Raw genomic sequence first — 16,317 nt, forward strand, 5'->3', positions numbered from 1 at the left:
ATCGGACCAATCCAGCCAATGTTGATGTGTCAGCTATGTCTCCGAACACCCGTCAGTGATCTGTCCGGGCTAAACACCAGTCCCGGCCATCCACGAGCCTTTCACGCAGCACAAAGACGTAGATGCCCGGGACAAGCCCGGGCATGACGATCTCTGCTCAACGTTCAAATCCGATTGCCCTGCCGCACGCGGAAAGAGGCGAAGATCACCGATGCGGATCGGGATAGGCCAAGCTGCGCCAGCCGCTGCGGTCGAATGGCCGCCACTGGCCTTCCTTTTGCGCGAGCCGGTCGGCCACGGCATAGACCGCGGCCGGGTGATGGCCCATGCCGCAATGGCTGCTCTCGATCTCGATGCTCTCGGTCTGCCCGCCCGACTTCTCCATGCAGCCCTGCCAGGCGCAGACGCCGTCAGTGCGGCTGAAGATGGCGGTGGTCGGCACCGGCGGTGGTGCCGCGAGATCGCCGCCGAACCGCGGATCGACCTCGTCCGACTTCCGACCGCTCGCCCATTCATAGACGCGCCAGGCATTGGTTGAACGGGGATCGCCGGCGAAGGGGCTACCAAGCGTGATCACCTGCCGCACGCGCTCGGGCATCATCTTGGCGAGCTGGCGCGCATAGAGGCCGCCAAGGCTCCAACCGACCAGGCTGATCTTGCGGCCATGGGTGTCGCTGAGCTCCTCGACCAGATCGACCATGGCATGCTGCACGCCCTCGCGAAGGCCATAGTTGCGGCCCTGGCGCCAGCCGCTCACCGCATATCCCTTACTGGTCAGAAACGTGCGCAACGCACGCGTGGATGCATCGGAGGCCACGAGGCCCGGCAGCACCAGCACCGGGTGCCCATCACCGCGCGGCGCAAGGCTCAGCAGCGGCAGTGCGCCGAGAAATGCGCCGAACTCGTGGATCGCACGCCCTTCCATAAACATCAGAGTTCTCGACGGCGGACGCAGCGTCTGGGCAGTAGCGGTCATCAATGTTTCCCCTGAGAAGGCGCCGGGCGCGATACCGGCAAATGGGCATGAATTCCAATACGCCGGCTTCTTGATCGTTCCGCAGCGCAGCATGAATCAGCTAGGCGGCCGGTTCCGACATTCAAGCGGGAGAGTCGCGGGGCGACAATAGGCCCGCGCGTTAATGCTAACGTCCGTGGCGCAAAAGTCACAGCAATCGGAGCAGGAATTCTACGGAGTAGAGCGCGAGCCCGGCGAGCCCACCGATCAGCGAACCGTTGAAACGGATGTATTGCAGGTCGCGCCCGATGTTGATTTCGATCAGCGAAATCAACTGCGCCATATCCCATGCCTTGACCTGGTCGGAGATGAAGATGGAGACGCCACTCTTCTGGTCGGCGACGAAGCTGCGCAGCACCGTCACCAGCCCCTTGTTGATCTCGTCGCGCAGCTCGGCATCGCCGGCGAGCGCATCGCCGGCGGAAACGAACATGCCGGCGAGATGATGCTGTAGCACCTGCGTCTCGCCGCTCGCGCTGCGTTCGATGAAGGAGCGTGTGTTGGCCCAGACGGTGCGTGCGAGATCGGCAAGCTCGGGCCGCGCGAGGAGGTCGCGCTTCAAGCCGGCGATGCGGTCGATATAGGCCTGGTCAGTGCCGAGCCGGTCGACGAAGCTCAGCACCATGCGGTCGAACTCGCCGCGGAAGGGATGCTTGGGATCGCTGCGCACCTCGTTGAAGAAGGCGGTCGCGGACGCCACGATCTTGTTCACCAGAAACTTGTCGGCTCGGTAGAGCCGCAGCAGGGTCGGCAATTCCGCGCGCACCTTCTCGCGGATCATCCCCATCGTCTCTTTCTGGTTCAGCGTCTCGTGCATCACGCGCAGGAGATCGTCGAACAGTATCTGATGGCGCCCCTCCGCCACGAAACCGCGCAGCGTGCCGGCGGCGAGTGGCGCAAGGTCGATCGCCTGGAGCTGCGATGACATGCGGCGGATGATGAAGGTCATCAGACCCGAGCTCTCCGTCGCCGAGACGGCCTCCGGCAACAGGCGGAGCGCGAAGCGCGCGAGATCGTCGCTGCGCTTGCGGTCGCGCAGCCAGTCGGCGACGAAGGAGCCGAAATCGATCTCCTTCAGCTTGGCCTCGACCGGTCCCGCCTCGAGGAAATGCACCTGGATGAATTCGCCGAGCTTGTCGGCGATCCGGGCCTGGTTGCTCTGGATGATCGCGGTATGCGGGATCGGCAGGCCGAGCGGCCGCTTGAACAGCGCGACCACGGCATACCAGTCGGCGAGGCCGCCGATGGTCGCGGCTTCCGCGAAGGCGGCGATGAAGCCGAACACGGGATGCGCGTTCAGCAGCAACTTCGCGACGACGAACAGGGCAAGCGTCGAAGCCAGCACCAGCGTCGCCAGCGCTTTCACGCGGCGCAGCTCGGCCGCGCGTTCGGCATCGCCGGGAGTATCGAAGGAGAAGGCGGCGGGTGGGGTCATTGTAGATACTTAGCGTGTCGATCTCCGCGTGTCCCGGACGCGGTGCAGCGCAGAGCGATGCGCCGCAGAGCCGGGACCCAGAATGGCCCCCGGATCAGCAGTGCACCACACCCCTGGTCGATGCTTCGCATCGCCAGGGGCGGCTGCACTGCGTCCCGGGAACGCAAGAGGCAAAAACAAAGGCCCGCCGAAGCGGGCCTCAAATTCAGTTTTGACTCAGGGCGCCGGATCAGGCGGTCTTGTTGTAGACCTTGGCAAAATTGTCCTGAGCGGACTTCGCACCGTTGGCGGCGAGCTGGCCGAAATAGTCGGCGGTCGCCTTGGCGCGCGAGACGAACACTTCGCCGCGGGCGCGGAGCAGGCTCGACTGGATCTCGAGGGCTTCGCTGACCGACTTGGCGGAAGCAAGCCTGTCGATGCTGGCGAAGAACGCCTGGGCGTCGTCATAGATCGCCTGCTGGATATTGCGGCTGATCTTGCCGGCCTCGGTGACGGACTCGGTCACCGCGTTCTCGACGGCGGCGGTCACGCGCTCGGAGCCAGCGAACACCTCGGCAGCACGGTCCTTGGCGGTGTTGGCGGTCTTCTTGACGAACTCGCGGGCGGCCTCGGGAACTTCCAGGTTCTGGATGTTCTTGAAAGCGTCCTTGAAGCCCTCGAAAGCGGTGTTGGTTTCAGTGGTCATGGGGTTCTCTCCATCCTCATTGGTCTGAGCTATGGGCTCACCCCGTCCTCGATGGCCCGGGGCACGGCTTACATGGCATAGTTAATTGTGCGATGCAATATCAATATTGCAGTGCGATATCACGAAACTGTGAACAGCCTTAACGGAAAGCAAAATGATGCCTCCGTGGCCAGGCCGGTTCCCGGACAACGGTCGGACCGTCTCTCACCGATGCTGGACGGCGGACCTAGTGCTGGACGGCGCGGTTTAGTGCTGGACGGCGCCTGGCAGCCCGTAAGCCTCCATCTGGGCCTGGACCTGCGCGATGTTATGGCCGAGCACGACGATGTCGTGGGTCTTGCCGTCGACGTCCCGGACGTGATCTCGCAGCAACGCTTCGGCCTTGAAACCGAGGCTCTCGAACACGGCGATCGCGGCCTGCTGGTCGACCGTCATCTGAACCGAGAGTTTTTCCAGGCCCGCGCCGAGCGCAAGCGCGAAGGTCTCCTGCGACAGCGCCCGCCCTACCCCCTTCCCGCGCACATCGAGCGAGACGACCATGCGAATCTCGCCGACATGGGGCGACCAGGAGTGCGGATCGCGCACCAGCGTGCCGCAGCCGACGACCTTGCCTTCCCTGACCGCAAGCAGGCTCGTAATCGCGCCACGCTCGATCTCCTTGACCCAGGCCGACAGCACCTTCGGCTCGCTGATATTGCGCGGCAAAAACAACAAATCGTGGGTCGGCAGGCCTTTGCCGAAGGCGAGCACCGCGGCTTCATCCGCGGGCGACATCAGGCGAATCTCGATATCGCCGGCGTCGGTCTTGACGTGACGCGGATAGGAACGCTGCTCGCTCATGTCGATCTCTTCCCTAGCCAGGAATCCAGTTTCGGCCACAGCCGCTTCACGGCGTTGGCTCCCGCGACGAGCGAGACGTGACCGCCCTTCAGCATCACCTCTTCCTTGTCCGCAGATCCGATCTTCGCGATCAGGTGCTTGGCGGCGTCATACGGCACGATGTGATCATGCTCGGCGACCGCATGCAGAATCGGCACCTTGATGTTGTCGAGCTTCGCAGGCCGGCCGCCGACCGACATGGTGTCGTTGAACAGCTTGTTGTCCCACATCAGGTCTTTGGTGATGGCGCGGAAATACTCGCCCGCCAGCGGCAGCGTGTCGGTCGCCCACCGGTCGAACATGCGGTAGGACTTGACGAACTCGTCGTTCCAGATGTTTTCCCAGAGCTGGATCTGGCTCACCGTGCGCGAGGCCGGACGCAGCATCTCGAACGAGGACAGGATCATCTCCGGCGGCACGTTGCCGACGCTGTCGACGAGGCGGTCGACGTCGAAATAGCGACGGTCGGAGAAATTCGAGAACAGCTTCATCTCGCGGAAGTCGATCGGCGTGGTGAAGCAGATCAAATTCTTCATCGGCCCATCCTTGTGGATCGCGCCGTAGAGCAGCGACAACACGCCGCCGAAGCAATAGCCGATCACGGAGACGTCCTGCTCGCCGGAATCAGCTTGCACCCGGCGAACACAGTCCGGAATGAAGTCGAGGACATAGTCCTCCATCCGCAGGCTCTTCTCCTCCGGCCGCGGCGCGCTCCAGTCGAGCATATAGACGTCGTAACCGCGCTTGAGCAGGAATTCGATAAAACTCTGGCCGGGGACGAGGTCGAGGATGTAGCCGCGGTTGGTGGTGGCCATCACGATCAGCACCGGCACGCGGTAGATCTCGTCCGACATGGGGCGATAATGATAGAGATTCATGGTGCCGCGCGAATGCAGCACGTCCTTGGGCGTCGATCCAAGTGATGGACCCGAGGTCGAGAAATATTCGACGCCCTTGATGCTGCGCTGGATGGCGCGCTGCACCTCGCTCTGGATGCGTTCCGGGATAGATGCGAAATCAAGTCCGGGAGCTGCGTTCATGCCTGCTCTCCGCCCTCAGACGGCGGACGCTTGGTGCGCGGCGGCCGCAATGCGGAATCGGCCCCCTGAGACACGCCGGCACTTGCAGCCATCTGGTTCAGCATCGACTTGATCTCGCCGATCTGGCCTTCGATAGCTTGCAGCCTTTCGGCAAGGCCTGTGACCTGCTCCCGGCTCGGCAGGTTCATGGAGACCAGGTACTTCTCCATGAGTTCGCCGAGCTGCTTCTGAGCACCTGCAGCAACTCCCCCCGCACGGTTCATCGCCTGCGAAAACTCGGGCGACGACATGGCCTGGTTGGCGAAGGAGTTGAACCCCTTCTCCATCTCACCAACCATCTTTTGCCACATGGCGACCGGGTCATTGGTCTTGTCGGTCATCGGTGTCCTCCAGATGTCGAGAGCTTCGATGCCCTTCTTTTTTCGACATACCACACCGTTGCGCCGTGCCGGTCAACCGGCAAGCAGCGGCTCGGTGCCGCGCGCGGCTTTCATTGCAACGGGAAACCGTGCGATACAGCATCAGTCAAACGCTTGAGGGAACGCGCCCGTGAACGCCCATCAGCCGCCCCAGACAGTCCGCGCCAATGGCATCGAGATCTGCTACGAGATTTTTGGCAACGACAATGCCGAGCCGCTGCTGCTGATCATGGGATTAGGCGCCCAGATGATCCACTGGGACGATGCGTTCTGCGAGCAGCTTGCCGCGCGCGGCTTCCGCGTGATCCGCTTCGACAATCGCGACATCGGCAAGTCGAGCCATCTGACGGGCGGCAAGCGGTTGACCCCGCTCGAGCTGCTTAAGCTGCGATTCTTCAGGATTCCCGTCGCGGCAACCTACAGGCTGATCGACATGGCCAAGGATACGATCGGGCTGATGGATGCGCTCGGCATCAAATCGGCGCATCTTGTCGGTGCCTCCATGGGCGGCATGATCGCGCAGGAGATCACGCTGTCGTTTCCTGGACGTGTGCGTTCGCTGACCTCGATCATGTCGACGACAGGCAGTCCGCGCGTCCCGCCGCCGACGCGCGAGGCGGCCGCAATGCTGATGGCGCCGCCGCCGCGCAGCAAGGAGGAGTTCATCGTCCGCTACGGCCAGACCTGGAAGGTGTTGCGCGCCGGACATTTTCCGGAAGAGGAAGCGCTCGACCCCGAACGCGCCGAGCGCGTGTTCGCGCGCGGGCTCAATCCAGCCGGCGTCGGCCGCCAGCTCCGCGCGGTGCTCGCGTCCGGCAGCCGCAAGGAGCGGCTGCATGCCGTGCAGACGCCGACGCTCGTGATCCACGGTACCGTCGATCCCTTGGTGCGGCCTGAGGGCGGCAAGGACACGGCGGCGTCAATCCCGAACGCAAGATTGTTGATGATCGACGGTATGGGCCATGCACTGCCGATGCGGTTCTGGCCTGAGATCATCGGCGCCATCGACAAGCACGCGCATGGCGCGGCGGCGCAGGCAGCTTAACTCTTCTTCGCCATCCAGATCACATGGCGCGCACCGCCGCCCCTGCCGGTGGCACGGACGGCGACTTCATTGACGTCGAAGCCCGCGCGCTTAAGGCGCTTGGTGAAGGCGGGATTGGGTCCCGACGACCAGACGGCGAGCACGCCGCCCGGCCGCAGTGCTGTCTTCGTTGCCGCCAGCCCGCTTGCGCTGTAGAGCGCATCATTGCCTCTGCGGGTCAGCCCCTCCGGCCCGTTGTCGACGTCGAGGAGAATGGCGTCGAAAGCCGACCGCTGCGCCCGGATGATTTTGCCGACATCGGTTTCCCGGATGCTCACCCGGGCATCATCGAGGCTCTCGCCGAAGACTTCCGCCATCGGGCCCCGCGCCCAGACGACGACCGCCGGCACCAGCTCGGAGACCACGATCTTCGCCTTGGCGCCAAGCACCGCTAACGCCGCACGCAGCGTAAAGCCCATGCCCAATCCGCCGATCAGGACAACGGGCTTGGCGACCGTCTCGATCTGCTTCGCCGCGAGCGTTGCGAGCGCGGCTTCCGAGCCCGACAGGCGGTTGTTCATCAGCTCGTTGGTGCCGAGCTTGATGGAGAACTCCTTGCCTCGCCGCATCAGGCGAAGCTCTTCGTGGGAGCCGGGGATTTTGGCGGTGTCGATTTTTTCCCAGGGAATCATGAGGGACGTTTAGCATGATCGGGATTCGCAGGGTGGGTTAGCCGAAGGCGTAACCCACCTCTTTACTTTCCACGGGATCATAAGCGGTGGATTACGCTGGCGGACTGCGCTGCGCGCAGCCGCGGGCTAATCCACCCTACGATCTCTGCCTACCCTCCCGCCCAGACGTCCAGCACATAGCGGTTCTTCGTCCCCATCTCCTCGATCCAGCGCGCACTGACGGCGGCGTCGCTGCCGCTCTTCTCGCGGTGGATCGCGACCAGTGCCGCTTTCACGTCCGGCTCCATCTTGCCGCCGTCGCCGCAGACATAGACGATCGCGCCCTGCTCGATCAGCGGCCAGACCTTGTCCTTCTGCGCGGCGAGCAGGTGCTGCACATAGGTCTTCGGTCCGTCCGCGCGTGAGAACGCGGTGAAGAGTTCCGTGATGCCGCTCGCCGCCAACGCCTTCAGCTCGTCCGCGTAGAGAAAATCCTGGTCGGGATGGCGGCAGCCGAAAAACAGCATCGCGGGTCCGAGGTTGGCGCCCTTCGCCTTGCGTGCGGCTCGTTCCTGAAGGAAGCCGCGGAACGGCGCAAGGCCCGTGCCGGGGCCGATCATGATGATAGGCACCAAGGGATCGTCGGGAAGCCGGAAGCCGGCCTTGGTCTCGCGTACGGTGGCGTAGATCGCATCGCCCGCGCGACGGTTGGCGAGATAGTTCGAACAGATGCCCTTGTAGGTGCCGCGGCCGGAGGCGGCCGGCCCTTCGACCACGCCGACCGTGACACTGCAGCGCGCCGGGTCGACCGACGGCGAGGACGAGATTGAGTAATAGCGCGGCGCCAGCAACGAGAGCATTTCGAGATAGACATGGAACGGCAACTCGCAGGCCGGATATTCGAGCAGAAGATCGAACACCGATTTGCGCCTGGCCAGGATCTCGCCCCGGTAACGCTCGAGCGGCTCAGCTTCCTCGCCGACGAAAGCCAGCAGCTTCGGCTTGGTGACCGGACAGCGGGTGTGCTCGGCCATGATCTGGATCTGCTTGCGCGTCGCCACCTGCTGCAGCTCGACGAACTCGCTGAGCAGGCGGCCGACGGACACGGCATCCCCCACCGGCAATTGCGCGCGGCGGCCCTCGGCGACCTGCAGCCTGATCTGGTCGGCGGGCAGGAAGCCGAAGCGGCGCGCGACCGAATCCACCAGCGTGGGATCGTTGCGTGGCACGACACTCAAATGATCGCCGACGCGGTAGCTGGCGTTGGACGGCAGTTGCACCTCGATGTGGCGCGTCGAACGCTCGGAGGGATTGGACCCGCCCTTGTTCTGAAGCTCGTCATTGACCAGCACTTTCATCGCCACCGCGCCGCCCTGGGCCACGATGGTGTTGACGGCGCTCACCGCCACCGGCTCGATCGCATAGAGCGGATCGTCCTCGGCGGTGCGGGTGAAGTTCCAGTCGATGCCGAATTCCTTGGTCGCGACCTGTGCCGCCGCCGGAAACCATTTCTGGAACTGGCCGTCGAGATCGCTGCGCGCATCGCCCTCGCCGCGCGGATAGACCGCGCGCGCGCCATGCGCCGACAATTGCTCGTCGATCAGACGCGGCACCGATTGGTAGGTCGCGGCCCAGTCGCTGTTGCCGCAGCCGAACACGGCGTAGCGCACGCCGGCAAAGGCATCCTTCGGCAGGTCGCCGCCGAGCCATTTGACGAACTGCGTCGCGTTATCAGGCGGCGCGCCGTTATAGGAGGCGCAGATGATCAGAACGCCGCCCTCCTGCGGCAGCTTGCCGACGTAATCGTCGAGCGGGCCGAGATGCACGGCAAAGCCATTGATCTCGGCGAGATCAGCCATGCGCGTCGCCAGCTCCTCGGCGGTGCCGAGATTGGAGCCGTAAAGCACCAGCATCGGCGTGTTGTGGCCGGGACGGGCGGTCGGCTGGCGCGGCGCCTTCGGCGCCGAAGTAGCGGCCGCGACTGGCCCGCCATAGGCGCCACGCTCGCGATCGACGCGCGGGCGCACCTTGATCTTGAAGCCTTCCGGCTTCATCGTCAGGGTTTCCTTCAGATGCATCTGGTAGCGCTGGTGGTCGATCAGCTTGAAGCGCTGCAGGATCATGCCGAGCGCGAGCGCGGCCTCGTGCATGGCAAAGCCGCGGCCAATGCAGGCGCGCTGGCCGTTGCCGAACGGCTTCCAGGCATTGACCGGCCGCTTGGCTTCCGCCTCGCGGCTGAAATTATCGGGATCGAACGCATCCGGATTCGGTCCCCAGACGCTGGGATCGCGATGCAGCGCGGTTACCAGAATGGTGGTGAAGGTGCCCTTGCGAAGCTTGTACTTGCCGCCGCCGAGCGTCTCGTCCTTGAGCGGCGAGATGCCATAGGCCGGCGCCGGCGGCCACAGCCGCAGCGCCTCTTTCAGGATCTGCGTGATGTAGGTGAGCTGCGTCACCTGCTGGTAGGTCGGCTTCGCGTTGACGTCGGGGCCGAAGACGCGGTCGACCTCGTCATAGGCTTTCTTGAGAATGTCCGGGTGCTTGAGCAGCGCATAGAGCGTGTAGGACAACAGGCCGCTGGTGGTCTCGTGGCCGGCGATCAGGAACGTGTTGATCTGGTAGCGGATGTTGACGTCGTCGAGCTGCTCGCCGGTCGAACGATCGACGCCGGTCATCATCGCGGCGAGCATGTCCTTCTTGTCGTCGACCCCCTCCGCGCTCTTGCGGCGCTCGGCAATGATCTCGTCGACCATCTTGTTCATGAAGGCGACGTCTTCGGCGAGCGTCTTGCGCCGCTTCTGCATCCAGATCTGCTCGAACGGCAGGCCGCGTGTCATCATGATGGTTTCGAGCGAGCGCACCAGCGACTCGACGAAGGGATGGTAGTCGCGCCGGTAGAACGAATTGAAGCGATACTCGAAACCGCACAGGCCGATCGTATCCAGCGTCAGCGCCGTCATGTCGTGGACGACGTCGATCTCGTCGTCGGCGTTCAGCCGCTCCCATTTCTGGACGAGCTGCTCGGCGATATCGACCATGCTCGGATGGTAGGACTGCATGGCCCGGTTGCCGAACGGCTGGAGCAGGATGTTGTGCGCCTTGCTCCAATTCGGCTCTTTGGTGTCCGCCGTGAACAGCCCGTCGCCGCCAACCGCGCGTACGCGCCGCAGCGCACCGCGCACGGTCTTGTCGAAGCGCTTCTCATCAGACAGTTCATCGACGAGATCGTGGCCCGAGACGACCACGATCGGCGAGCCCATCATGTCGAGCCAAAAGATCGGACCGAGCTCCTTGGCGAGCCGCGTCAAATGCTGCACGGGGGCGGCCGAGTCCAGCGAAAGCATGTTGCCGACCACCGGCTTGGTCGGCGGATGCGGGATCGGGTCCAGACGGTTCTTGGATGACATTGACGTGCGTTTCCCCTGCCTTGCGTCATTCCGGGATGGTCCGAAGGACCAGACCCGGAATCTCGAGATCCCGGGTTCGACGCTACGCATCGCCCCAGGATGACGACTGCGTCGTCACCCAAACCGCCTTCTACGCCATTCGATCAGCTTGGCGCTGACCTCCTCCGGCTTCTCCTGCTGCGTCCAATGGCCACTGTCGCGGACCAGATATTTTTCGAGATCGGGGATCAGCTTGTCCATGCCATCGGCGGAAGACGGCGGCAACACCGCGTCGTTCTCGGCCATGATCATCAACGACGGCACCCGCACCGTATGATCGAGCCCTTCGGCGCGCGTCCAGTTGCGCGACATGTTGCGGTACCAGTTGATGCCTCCGGTAAAGCCGGTTCTGGTGAAATTGTCGACGAACACCTTCTTCTCTTCCGGCGACAGGATCGGCGTACGCGGATCATGCTTTGCGTCATAGCTAGCGATCATCTGCGGAAACGCCAGATTGACCCGCGGAGAAGCGCCGACGCCGGCAACCACCTCCTCTGCCGGCGCGTCGGCCGGGCGCGGCGCCGGCTTGCGCATGAACGCGTCAAAAGTCTGTTCGACGCGACTTCCGAAAATCCTGTCGGGGTCACGCGCCGGGTCCTGGAACTGCACGATGTACATCTTGTCGCCGAAGCGGGCGCGTAGGAGCTCGATCGGATCGGCCCAGGCACGGTTGGTATGCGGCGTGTTGATGCCGACCACGCCCGCCACCCGGTCGATGTGCCGCAACGGCATCTGCCAGACGATGAAGCCGCCCCAGTCGTGACCGACGAAGACCGCCTTGTCGATCTGCAAATGGTCGAGCAGCCCGACGAGATCACCGGTCAGGTGCTCGATGTCGTAATCCTCGACCGCCTCGGGCCGGTCGGTCGCGCCATAGCCGCGTTGGTCGGGCGCGATCACGCGGATGCCGGCCTCGCTCAGCGCTTTGATCTGGTGGCGCCAGGAGAAGGCGAGCTCGGGCCAGCCGTGGCACAGCACGATCGGCGGCGTGTCCGTGATCGGGCCCGCCTCGTAATAGCCCATGCGGATTCCGTTCGTCTGCACGAACTTGAGCTGTGGCATTTCAATCATCGAACCATTCCTATTCCGCAGCGCCCTTGATGTCGGTCGCCGGCGGCGCGTAGGCCGCCTCCAGCGCGGCGAACTCCTCCGGCAGCATGTCGCACATCACCTGCACATGTGGAATGATGTTGGCGCCGACGATGAAGCCGAAATCGAGCTGGTCGCGATAGCTCTGCACGGTAATGTTGAGCGCCTGCCCGTGCGTCGAGATCGACACCGGGAAGATGTGCAATAGCTCCGCGCCGGCAGCGTAAAGCGTCTGCCGCGGCCCCGGCACGTTGGACACGGTGATGTTGGCGGCTGGCGGCAGCACGTCCGACAGGTTCGAGCGGCTGTAGAGCAACGCCAGGATCTGCACCATGATCGGCGCGCCCAGCATCGAGATGTTGGAGACCTGGGGCATCAGCGCGCGCAAGGGGTGCGACATCTCCTTGGACTTGGTCGATTGCGCGATGATGGCTTCGAGCCGCGCCTTGGGATCGTCGATGTTGGTCGCGATCGCGCAGATCATGCCGAACACCTGGTTGTTGGCCTCGGTGTTGCCCTCCTCGCGCAGCGAGATCGGTACCGCCGCGGTCAGCGATTTCGCCGGCAGCGTGCTGTACTCCTTCAGGTAACGCCGGACCACGCCGGAGGCGAGCGCCAGCACGACGTCGTTTAGCTTGCCGCCGGCCTGCTTGGCCAGCGCCTTCGCGCGAGACAGCGGGATCGACACACCGGCGAAGCTTCGCTCCGACGAGATGGTCTTGTTCAGCATGGTCGGCGGCGACACCATGCTGGCAAGGCTCTCGCGCGATTTGGGATCGGCGACCTTGCCGAGCACATCGGAGACGCTCTTGACCATGGTCGGGATATTGCCCGCGAAGCGCACCGCGCTCTCGATCTGGTACATCGCGTTGTCGAACAGGATCGAGCCGATGTCGCTCTTGCCGGTGCGCGGCAATTGCAGGTTCTGGGCGGCCTTGCCGGCGTCGAGCGGCTGGTTGAAAAGCTGCTGGTAGGAATCCAGCAGGTTCGCCGCGATGTCGCGCGGCTCCTGTCCGGGCTTGCTGCCAGCCGCCGGCGGATCGACCTTCCGCGGGATCGGCGAGATGTCGTAGATCATGTTGGTCAGAGCCGCACCAGCACCGCCGTCGATGGCGGCATGGTGCATCTTGGAATAAAGCCCGACCTCGTTGTCCTTCATGCCCTCGAACACGTAGAACTCCCAGAGCGGGCGGGCGCGGTTCAACAGCTTGGCGTGCATCCAGCCGACGATGCGCTCCAGCGTGGCGCGGTCACGCGGCTGCGGCAGGCTGGCACGGAAGATGTGGCGGTCGATGTCGAACTGATCGTCCTCGACCCAGGAGGGATGATCGATGTCGAGCGGCGCCTTCTCCAGCCGCGCCTTCAGGATCGGCGCGATATGCAGGCGCGAGACGATCATCGCCTTGAAGTCTTCGAAGAAGTCGCCCTTGTAATCGTCGGGCAGGCGAAAGATCGCCATGCTCCCGACATGCATCGGCATCTCCGGCGTTTCCAGATAGAGAAACGACGCGTCCAGCGACGACAGCTTCTTACCGTCAGCCATAATTCCCTCCCGCAACAATTTTGACGGGCGCCTTCTGGCGCTTCTCGTCAGGCCGATATTGCCTGTTCCGGCGGGGCATATGCAATGGCAAACGGCCCGGCCCGGTCAAATGGCGAGAATTCCCCTTCCGGTTGCGCCAGCCGGTCCGCCACGGCCCATAGCGCCGCGGGGTTCACGCCGAGCCCGATATGGCTCGCCAGGAGCACTTCGATGTTCTCGGCACGGTCGGAGGGACGGAGCAGGCAGGTCCGCCAGTTCACGACGCCGTCGGCCCGCGAATAGATCGACGTCGCCGGCACCGGCAGATCGCCGGCGATCGCCTCGCGCGCCTCAGCAAGATCCTCGACCCGTTCGCCGGACAGCGCCTCGTAGAGCCGCGTCGCGTTGGTCGCCCGCACGTCATTGGCAAACGGGCTGCCGAGCGTGATGACATAGCGAACCATGTCAGGCGCCTGGAGCGCGAGATCGCGGGCATAGACGCCGCCGAGGCTCCATCCGACCAGGCTGACCTTGCGTCCGCTCGCAGCATGGATTTCGGCAAGACGGGCGCGCAGCGACTCCCGAATCCGCCCGAGGCCGCCGAGATTACGGCCCATCCGCCAAGCCTGTGCCTCATAGCCGAGCTCGGCGAGATAGCGCCGCATCGGGGCCATCGAGAGGTCGCTGGCGAGAAAGCCCGGCAGCGCCAGCACCGGATGGCCATCGCCCCTCGGCGCTCGCATCAGGATCGGCGACAGCAACAGGCTTGCATTGAACTCGAACAGGCCGCGCGCTTCTGCAAGCAGCAGGGCGAGGCCCGGCGGACGAAGCCCGCCCGGGGCCTGCCGCCCGTCTGGCCCGGACGGCATTATTATTTCTTCTTGTCGCTGCTGCGCGTGCCGCCGAGGCCCGCCATCGTGACGAACATGTCCTGAAACCGCTCCGCGATCTTGGGATCGAAGGTGAACCAGCTCTGGATCAGCGACTCCGGCGAGACCTTCTCGATGTTGCTGAGCACCTGCTGCTGCAGCTTGTCCATCACCGCCGTCTGCATCGGTCCCACGTCAGGCAAACCGAAGAACTGGCGGGCCTCGAGGGGGGTGCAGTCGATTTCGATATTAACTTTCATGTCCCCTCCGGATGAGATTCGAGCGGCCTGCCGGCAGTATCGCCGCGAGTTGTGGTGCGACGCAAGCGACCTGATGCAGGCGCGACATGCCCCGTCCCGCAATCCGCCGATATAGTCAACCAAAGTCGAAAGACGCGGTCCTCCATGCCGGACGGCACGGTCAGCATTGCTGCACAGCGGTGCAACTTGGCGCGTTCCTTGCTGGAATGGCGCTTGCACCGGTCGAGAACTCTGGGCAACATGGATCAATCAGCCCTGCCGAACAATCAAAAATCATCGGCACGGCAGAGTGGAGAGGGTCAAGAATGTCAGTCGGTCGAAGTCTGTTTGCGGCGACGCTCGCCGGTGCGCTTGCGTTGACGGTCGCGCCTGCGTCGAGCCAGACGCTGCGTTATGCCAACCAGGGTGACCTGAAATCCCTCGATCCCTATACGCTCAACGAAAGCACCACCCACGCCCATCTCGGTCACGTCTATCAAGGCCTCACCGCGCGCGACAAGGACCTCAAGATCATTCCGGCGTTGGCGGAAAGCTGGGAAACTCCGGAGCCGACCCGCTGGCGCTTCCATTTGCGCAAGGGCGTGAAATTCCACAACGGCGACCCCTTCACCGCCGACGACGTCGTGTTCTCCGCCGATCGCGTCCGCAAGAAAGGGTCCAATATGCAGACCCGCCTTGCGCCCGACGTCAAGGTCGTGAAGGTCGACGACTACACCGTCGACTTCATCCTGCCTTCGCCCAATCCCATCCTGCATAACTCGTGGGATGTCTGGTACATCATGGACAAGAAATGGGCCGAGGAGAACAACGTCGTCGATCCGACGCCGGTGGCGGCGACCACGCCGAGCTATGCCTCGCTCCACGAGAACGGCACCGGTCCGTTCACCATCGAAAGCCATCAGCCCGGCGTGAAGACGGTTTTCAAGGCCAATCCCAATTACTGGGGCAAGGTCGAGGGTAATCTGAAGGAGATCGTCTTCACCCCGATCGCTTCGGACGCCACCCGTGTCGCTGCGCTGCTCTCGGGCGAAGTCGACGTCATCGAGCCGGTGCCGATCCAGGACATCTCCCGCGTCGATTCCAGCCCCAACGCCCAGGTGCTGAAGGGGCCGGAGCTGCGCACCATCTTCATCGGCTTCGATCAGATGCGCGACGAACTGCTCTACTCCAACATCAAGGGCAAGAACCCGTTCAAGGACGTCCGCGTCCGCGAAGCCTTCTACAAGGCGATCGACATCGAGCTGATCAAGAAGCGCGTGATGCGCGAGCTGTCGACGCCATCGGCGCTGATGATCGCTCCGGAGTTGTTCGTGCTGTCCAAGGAGTTCACGCGGCCGAAATTCGACCCCGATGGAGCCAAGAAGCTCCTGACCGAAGCCGGCTATCCCGATGGCTTCGAGGTCACGATGGATTGTCCGAACGACCGTTACGTCAACGACGCCGCGATCTGCCAGGCCGTCGTCGGCATGCTTGCCCGCATCGGCGTCAAGATCAACCTGCTGGCGCAGCCGAAGGCGCAGTACTTCGCCAAGGTGTTGAAGCAGGGCGGCTACCAGACCTCGTTCTACCTCCTGGGCTGGACGCCGAGCACGATGGACTCCCACAACGTGCTCTACGACATCATGGGCTGCCGCGACGACGCGAAATCCTCACGCGGCGAGGCCAATCTCGGCGGCTACTGCAACAAGGAGTTCGACGCCATCACCGACAAGGTGCTGGTCGAAACCGATACCGCCAAGCGCAACCAGCTGATCAAGCAGGCCTACGAAATCGGCAACAAGGACTGGTCCTACATCCCGCTGCACCAGCAGGCGCTGGCCTGGGGCGTGTCGAAGAAGGTCAACCTGCCGCAGCGCGCCGACAATCTGGTCATGTTCCATTGGGCGACCAAGAAGGAATAGCACCAGTTGAACACGAGGTCCCGGCGGCGTCAGGCATCCGGGACCTATCCTTTTCCGGCTGA

At 63.7% G+C, this 16,317-nt stretch carries 14 protein-coding genes; 2 read left to right on the plus strand and 12 right to left on the minus strand.

Annotated elements, in window-relative coordinates; genetic code table 11:
* Positions 1-205: 205 nt before the first annotated feature.
* From XI03_RS05040 to XI03_RS05065, 6 genes are all read right to left on the minus strand, one after another.
* Positions 206-976, minus strand: a complete 771-nt coding sequence (locus tag XI03_RS05040; RefSeq protein WP_038947066.1) for an esterase/lipase family protein — start codon at positions 974-976, stop codon at positions 206-208.
* 187 nt (positions 977-1,163) lie between these two features.
* Complete coding sequence (locus tag XI03_RS05045) at positions 1,164-2,450, minus strand: DUF445 domain-containing protein (RefSeq protein WP_038947065.1); 1,287 nt, start codon at positions 2,448-2,450, stop codon at positions 1,164-1,166.
* Between the two features lie 229 nt (positions 2,451-2,679).
* Positions 2,680-3,135 (minus strand): phasin, encoded by a 456-nt coding sequence (locus tag XI03_RS05050; RefSeq protein WP_271591510.1) that lies wholly within the window; start codon positions 3,133-3,135, stop codon positions 2,680-2,682.
* Between the two features lie 246 nt (positions 3,136-3,381).
* A complete protein-coding gene (locus XI03_RS05055; protein ID WP_028143426.1) occupies positions 3,382-3,975 on the minus strand; it encodes a GNAT family N-acetyltransferase in 594 nt (197 codons plus the stop codon).
* Positions 3,972-5,054, minus strand: a complete 1,083-nt coding sequence (locus XI03_RS05060) for a PHA/PHB synthase family protein (RefSeq protein WP_028143427.1) — start codon at positions 5,052-5,054, stop codon at positions 3,972-3,974. The genes XI03_RS05055 and XI03_RS05060 overlap by 4 nt, the downstream gene beginning before the upstream one ends.
* Complete coding sequence (locus XI03_RS05065; RefSeq protein ID WP_271591511.1) at positions 5,051-5,434, minus strand: hypothetical protein; 384 nt, start codon at positions 5,432-5,434, stop codon at positions 5,051-5,053. Before XI03_RS05065 ends, XI03_RS05060 begins: the two co-directional genes overlap by 4 nt.
* A gap of 169 nt (positions 5,435-5,603) precedes the next feature.
* Between XI03_RS05065 and XI03_RS05070 the strand changes: the two genes are divergently transcribed.
* Complete coding sequence (locus tag XI03_RS05070) at positions 5,604-6,518, plus strand: alpha/beta fold hydrolase (RefSeq protein WP_271591512.1); 915 nt, start codon at positions 5,604-5,606, stop codon at positions 6,516-6,518.
* On the opposite strand, the gene XI03_RS05075 is transcribed toward XI03_RS05070, so the two are convergent.
* The 6 genes from XI03_RS05075 to XI03_RS05100 all read right to left on the minus strand — a co-directional run bounded on the left by XI03_RS05075 (position 6,515) and on the right by XI03_RS05100 (position 14,354).
* Positions 6,515-7,189 carry a spermidine synthase gene (locus XI03_RS05075; protein ID WP_271591513.1) on the minus strand — a complete coding sequence of 225 codons (675 nt, stop codon included), beginning with the start codon at positions 7,187-7,189 and terminating at the stop codon, positions 6,515-6,517. The genes XI03_RS05070 and XI03_RS05075 overlap by 4 nt on opposite strands.
* Positions 7,190-7,338: 149 nt before the next feature.
* Positions 7,339-10,575 carry a bifunctional cytochrome P450/NADPH--P450 reductase gene (locus XI03_RS05080; protein ID WP_271591514.1) on the minus strand — a complete coding sequence of 1,079 codons (3,237 nt, stop codon included), beginning with the start codon at positions 10,573-10,575 and terminating at the stop codon, positions 7,339-7,341.
* A gap of 114 nt (positions 10,576-10,689) precedes the next feature.
* Positions 10,690-11,685, minus strand: a complete 996-nt coding sequence (locus XI03_RS05085; protein WP_271591515.1) for an alpha/beta fold hydrolase — start codon at positions 11,683-11,685, stop codon at positions 10,690-10,692.
* 10 nt (positions 11,686-11,695) lie between these two features.
* Positions 11,696-13,246: a WS/DGAT/MGAT family O-acyltransferase gene (locus XI03_RS05090; protein ID WP_028143433.1), complete on the minus strand. Its 1,551-nt coding sequence runs from the start codon at positions 13,244-13,246 to the stop codon at positions 11,696-11,698.
* 47 nt (positions 13,247-13,293) lie between these two features.
* Positions 13,294-14,094, minus strand: a complete 801-nt coding sequence (locus XI03_RS05095) for an esterase/lipase family protein (protein ID WP_271591516.1) — start codon at positions 14,092-14,094, stop codon at positions 13,294-13,296.
* Between the two features lie 2 nt (positions 14,095-14,096).
* Complete coding sequence (locus XI03_RS05100) at positions 14,097-14,354, minus strand: DUF6489 family protein (protein WP_028135213.1); 258 nt, start codon at positions 14,352-14,354, stop codon at positions 14,097-14,099.
* A gap of 305 nt (positions 14,355-14,659) precedes the next feature.
* Here XI03_RS05100 and XI03_RS05105 point away from each other — a divergent pair, with 305 nt between their 5' ends.
* Positions 14,660-16,255: an ABC transporter substrate-binding protein gene (locus XI03_RS05105; protein WP_097669164.1), complete on the plus strand. Its 1,596-nt coding sequence runs from the start codon at positions 14,660-14,662 to the stop codon at positions 16,253-16,255.
* The last annotated feature ends 62 nt before the right edge of the window (positions 16,256-16,317 follow it).

It is taken from the genome of Bradyrhizobium sp. CCBAU 65884 (assembly GCF_028128835.1).
Lineage (GTDB): Bacteria > Pseudomonadota > Alphaproteobacteria > Rhizobiales > Xanthobacteraceae > Bradyrhizobium > Bradyrhizobium ottawaense.

Coding starts and splice junctions, on each gene's coding strand:
- XI03_RS05040 (WP_038947066.1), bottom strand. CDS start 976: ATGACCGCTACTGCCCAGACGCTGCGTCCGCCGTCGAGAACTCTGATG.
- XI03_RS05045 (WP_038947065.1), bottom strand. CDS start 2,450: ATGACCCCACCCGCCGCCTTCTCCTTCGATACTCCCGGCGATGCCGAA.
- XI03_RS05050 (WP_271591510.1), bottom strand. CDS start 3,135: ATGACCACTGAAACCAACACCGCTTTCGAGGGCTTCAAGGACGCTTTC.
- XI03_RS05055 (WP_028143426.1), bottom strand. CDS start 3,975: ATGAGCGAGCAGCGTTCCTATCCGCGTCACGTCAAGACCGACGCCGGC.
- XI03_RS05060 (WP_028143427.1), bottom strand. CDS start 5,054: ATGAACGCAGCTCCCGGACTTGATTTCGCATCTATCCCGGAACGCATC.
- XI03_RS05065 (WP_271591511.1), bottom strand. CDS start 5,434: ATGACCGACAAGACCAATGACCCGGTCGCCATGTGGCAAAAGATGGTT.
- XI03_RS05075 (WP_271591513.1), bottom strand. CDS start 7,189: ATGATTCCCTGGGAAAAAATCGACACCGCCAAAATCCCCGGCTCCCAC.
- XI03_RS05080 (WP_271591514.1), bottom strand. CDS start 10,575: ATGTCATCCAAGAACCGTCTGGACCCGATCCCGCATCCGCCGACCAAG.
- XI03_RS05085 (WP_271591515.1), bottom strand. CDS start 11,685: ATGATTGAAATGCCACAGCTCAAGTTCGTGCAGACGAACGGAATCCGC.
- XI03_RS05090 (WP_028143433.1), bottom strand. CDS start 13,246: ATGGCTGACGGTAAGAAGCTGTCGTCGCTGGACGCGTCGTTTCTCTAT.
- XI03_RS05095 (WP_271591516.1), bottom strand. CDS start 14,094: ATGCCGTCCGGGCCAGACGGGCGGCAGGCCCCGGGCGGGCTTCGTCCG.
- XI03_RS05100 (WP_028135213.1), bottom strand. CDS start 14,354: ATGAAAGTTAATATCGAAATCGACTGCACCCCCCTCGAGGCCCGCCAG.
- XI03_RS05105 (WP_097669164.1), top strand. CDS start 14,660: ATGTCAGTCGGTCGAAGTCTGTTTGCGGCGACGCTCGCCGGTGCGCTT.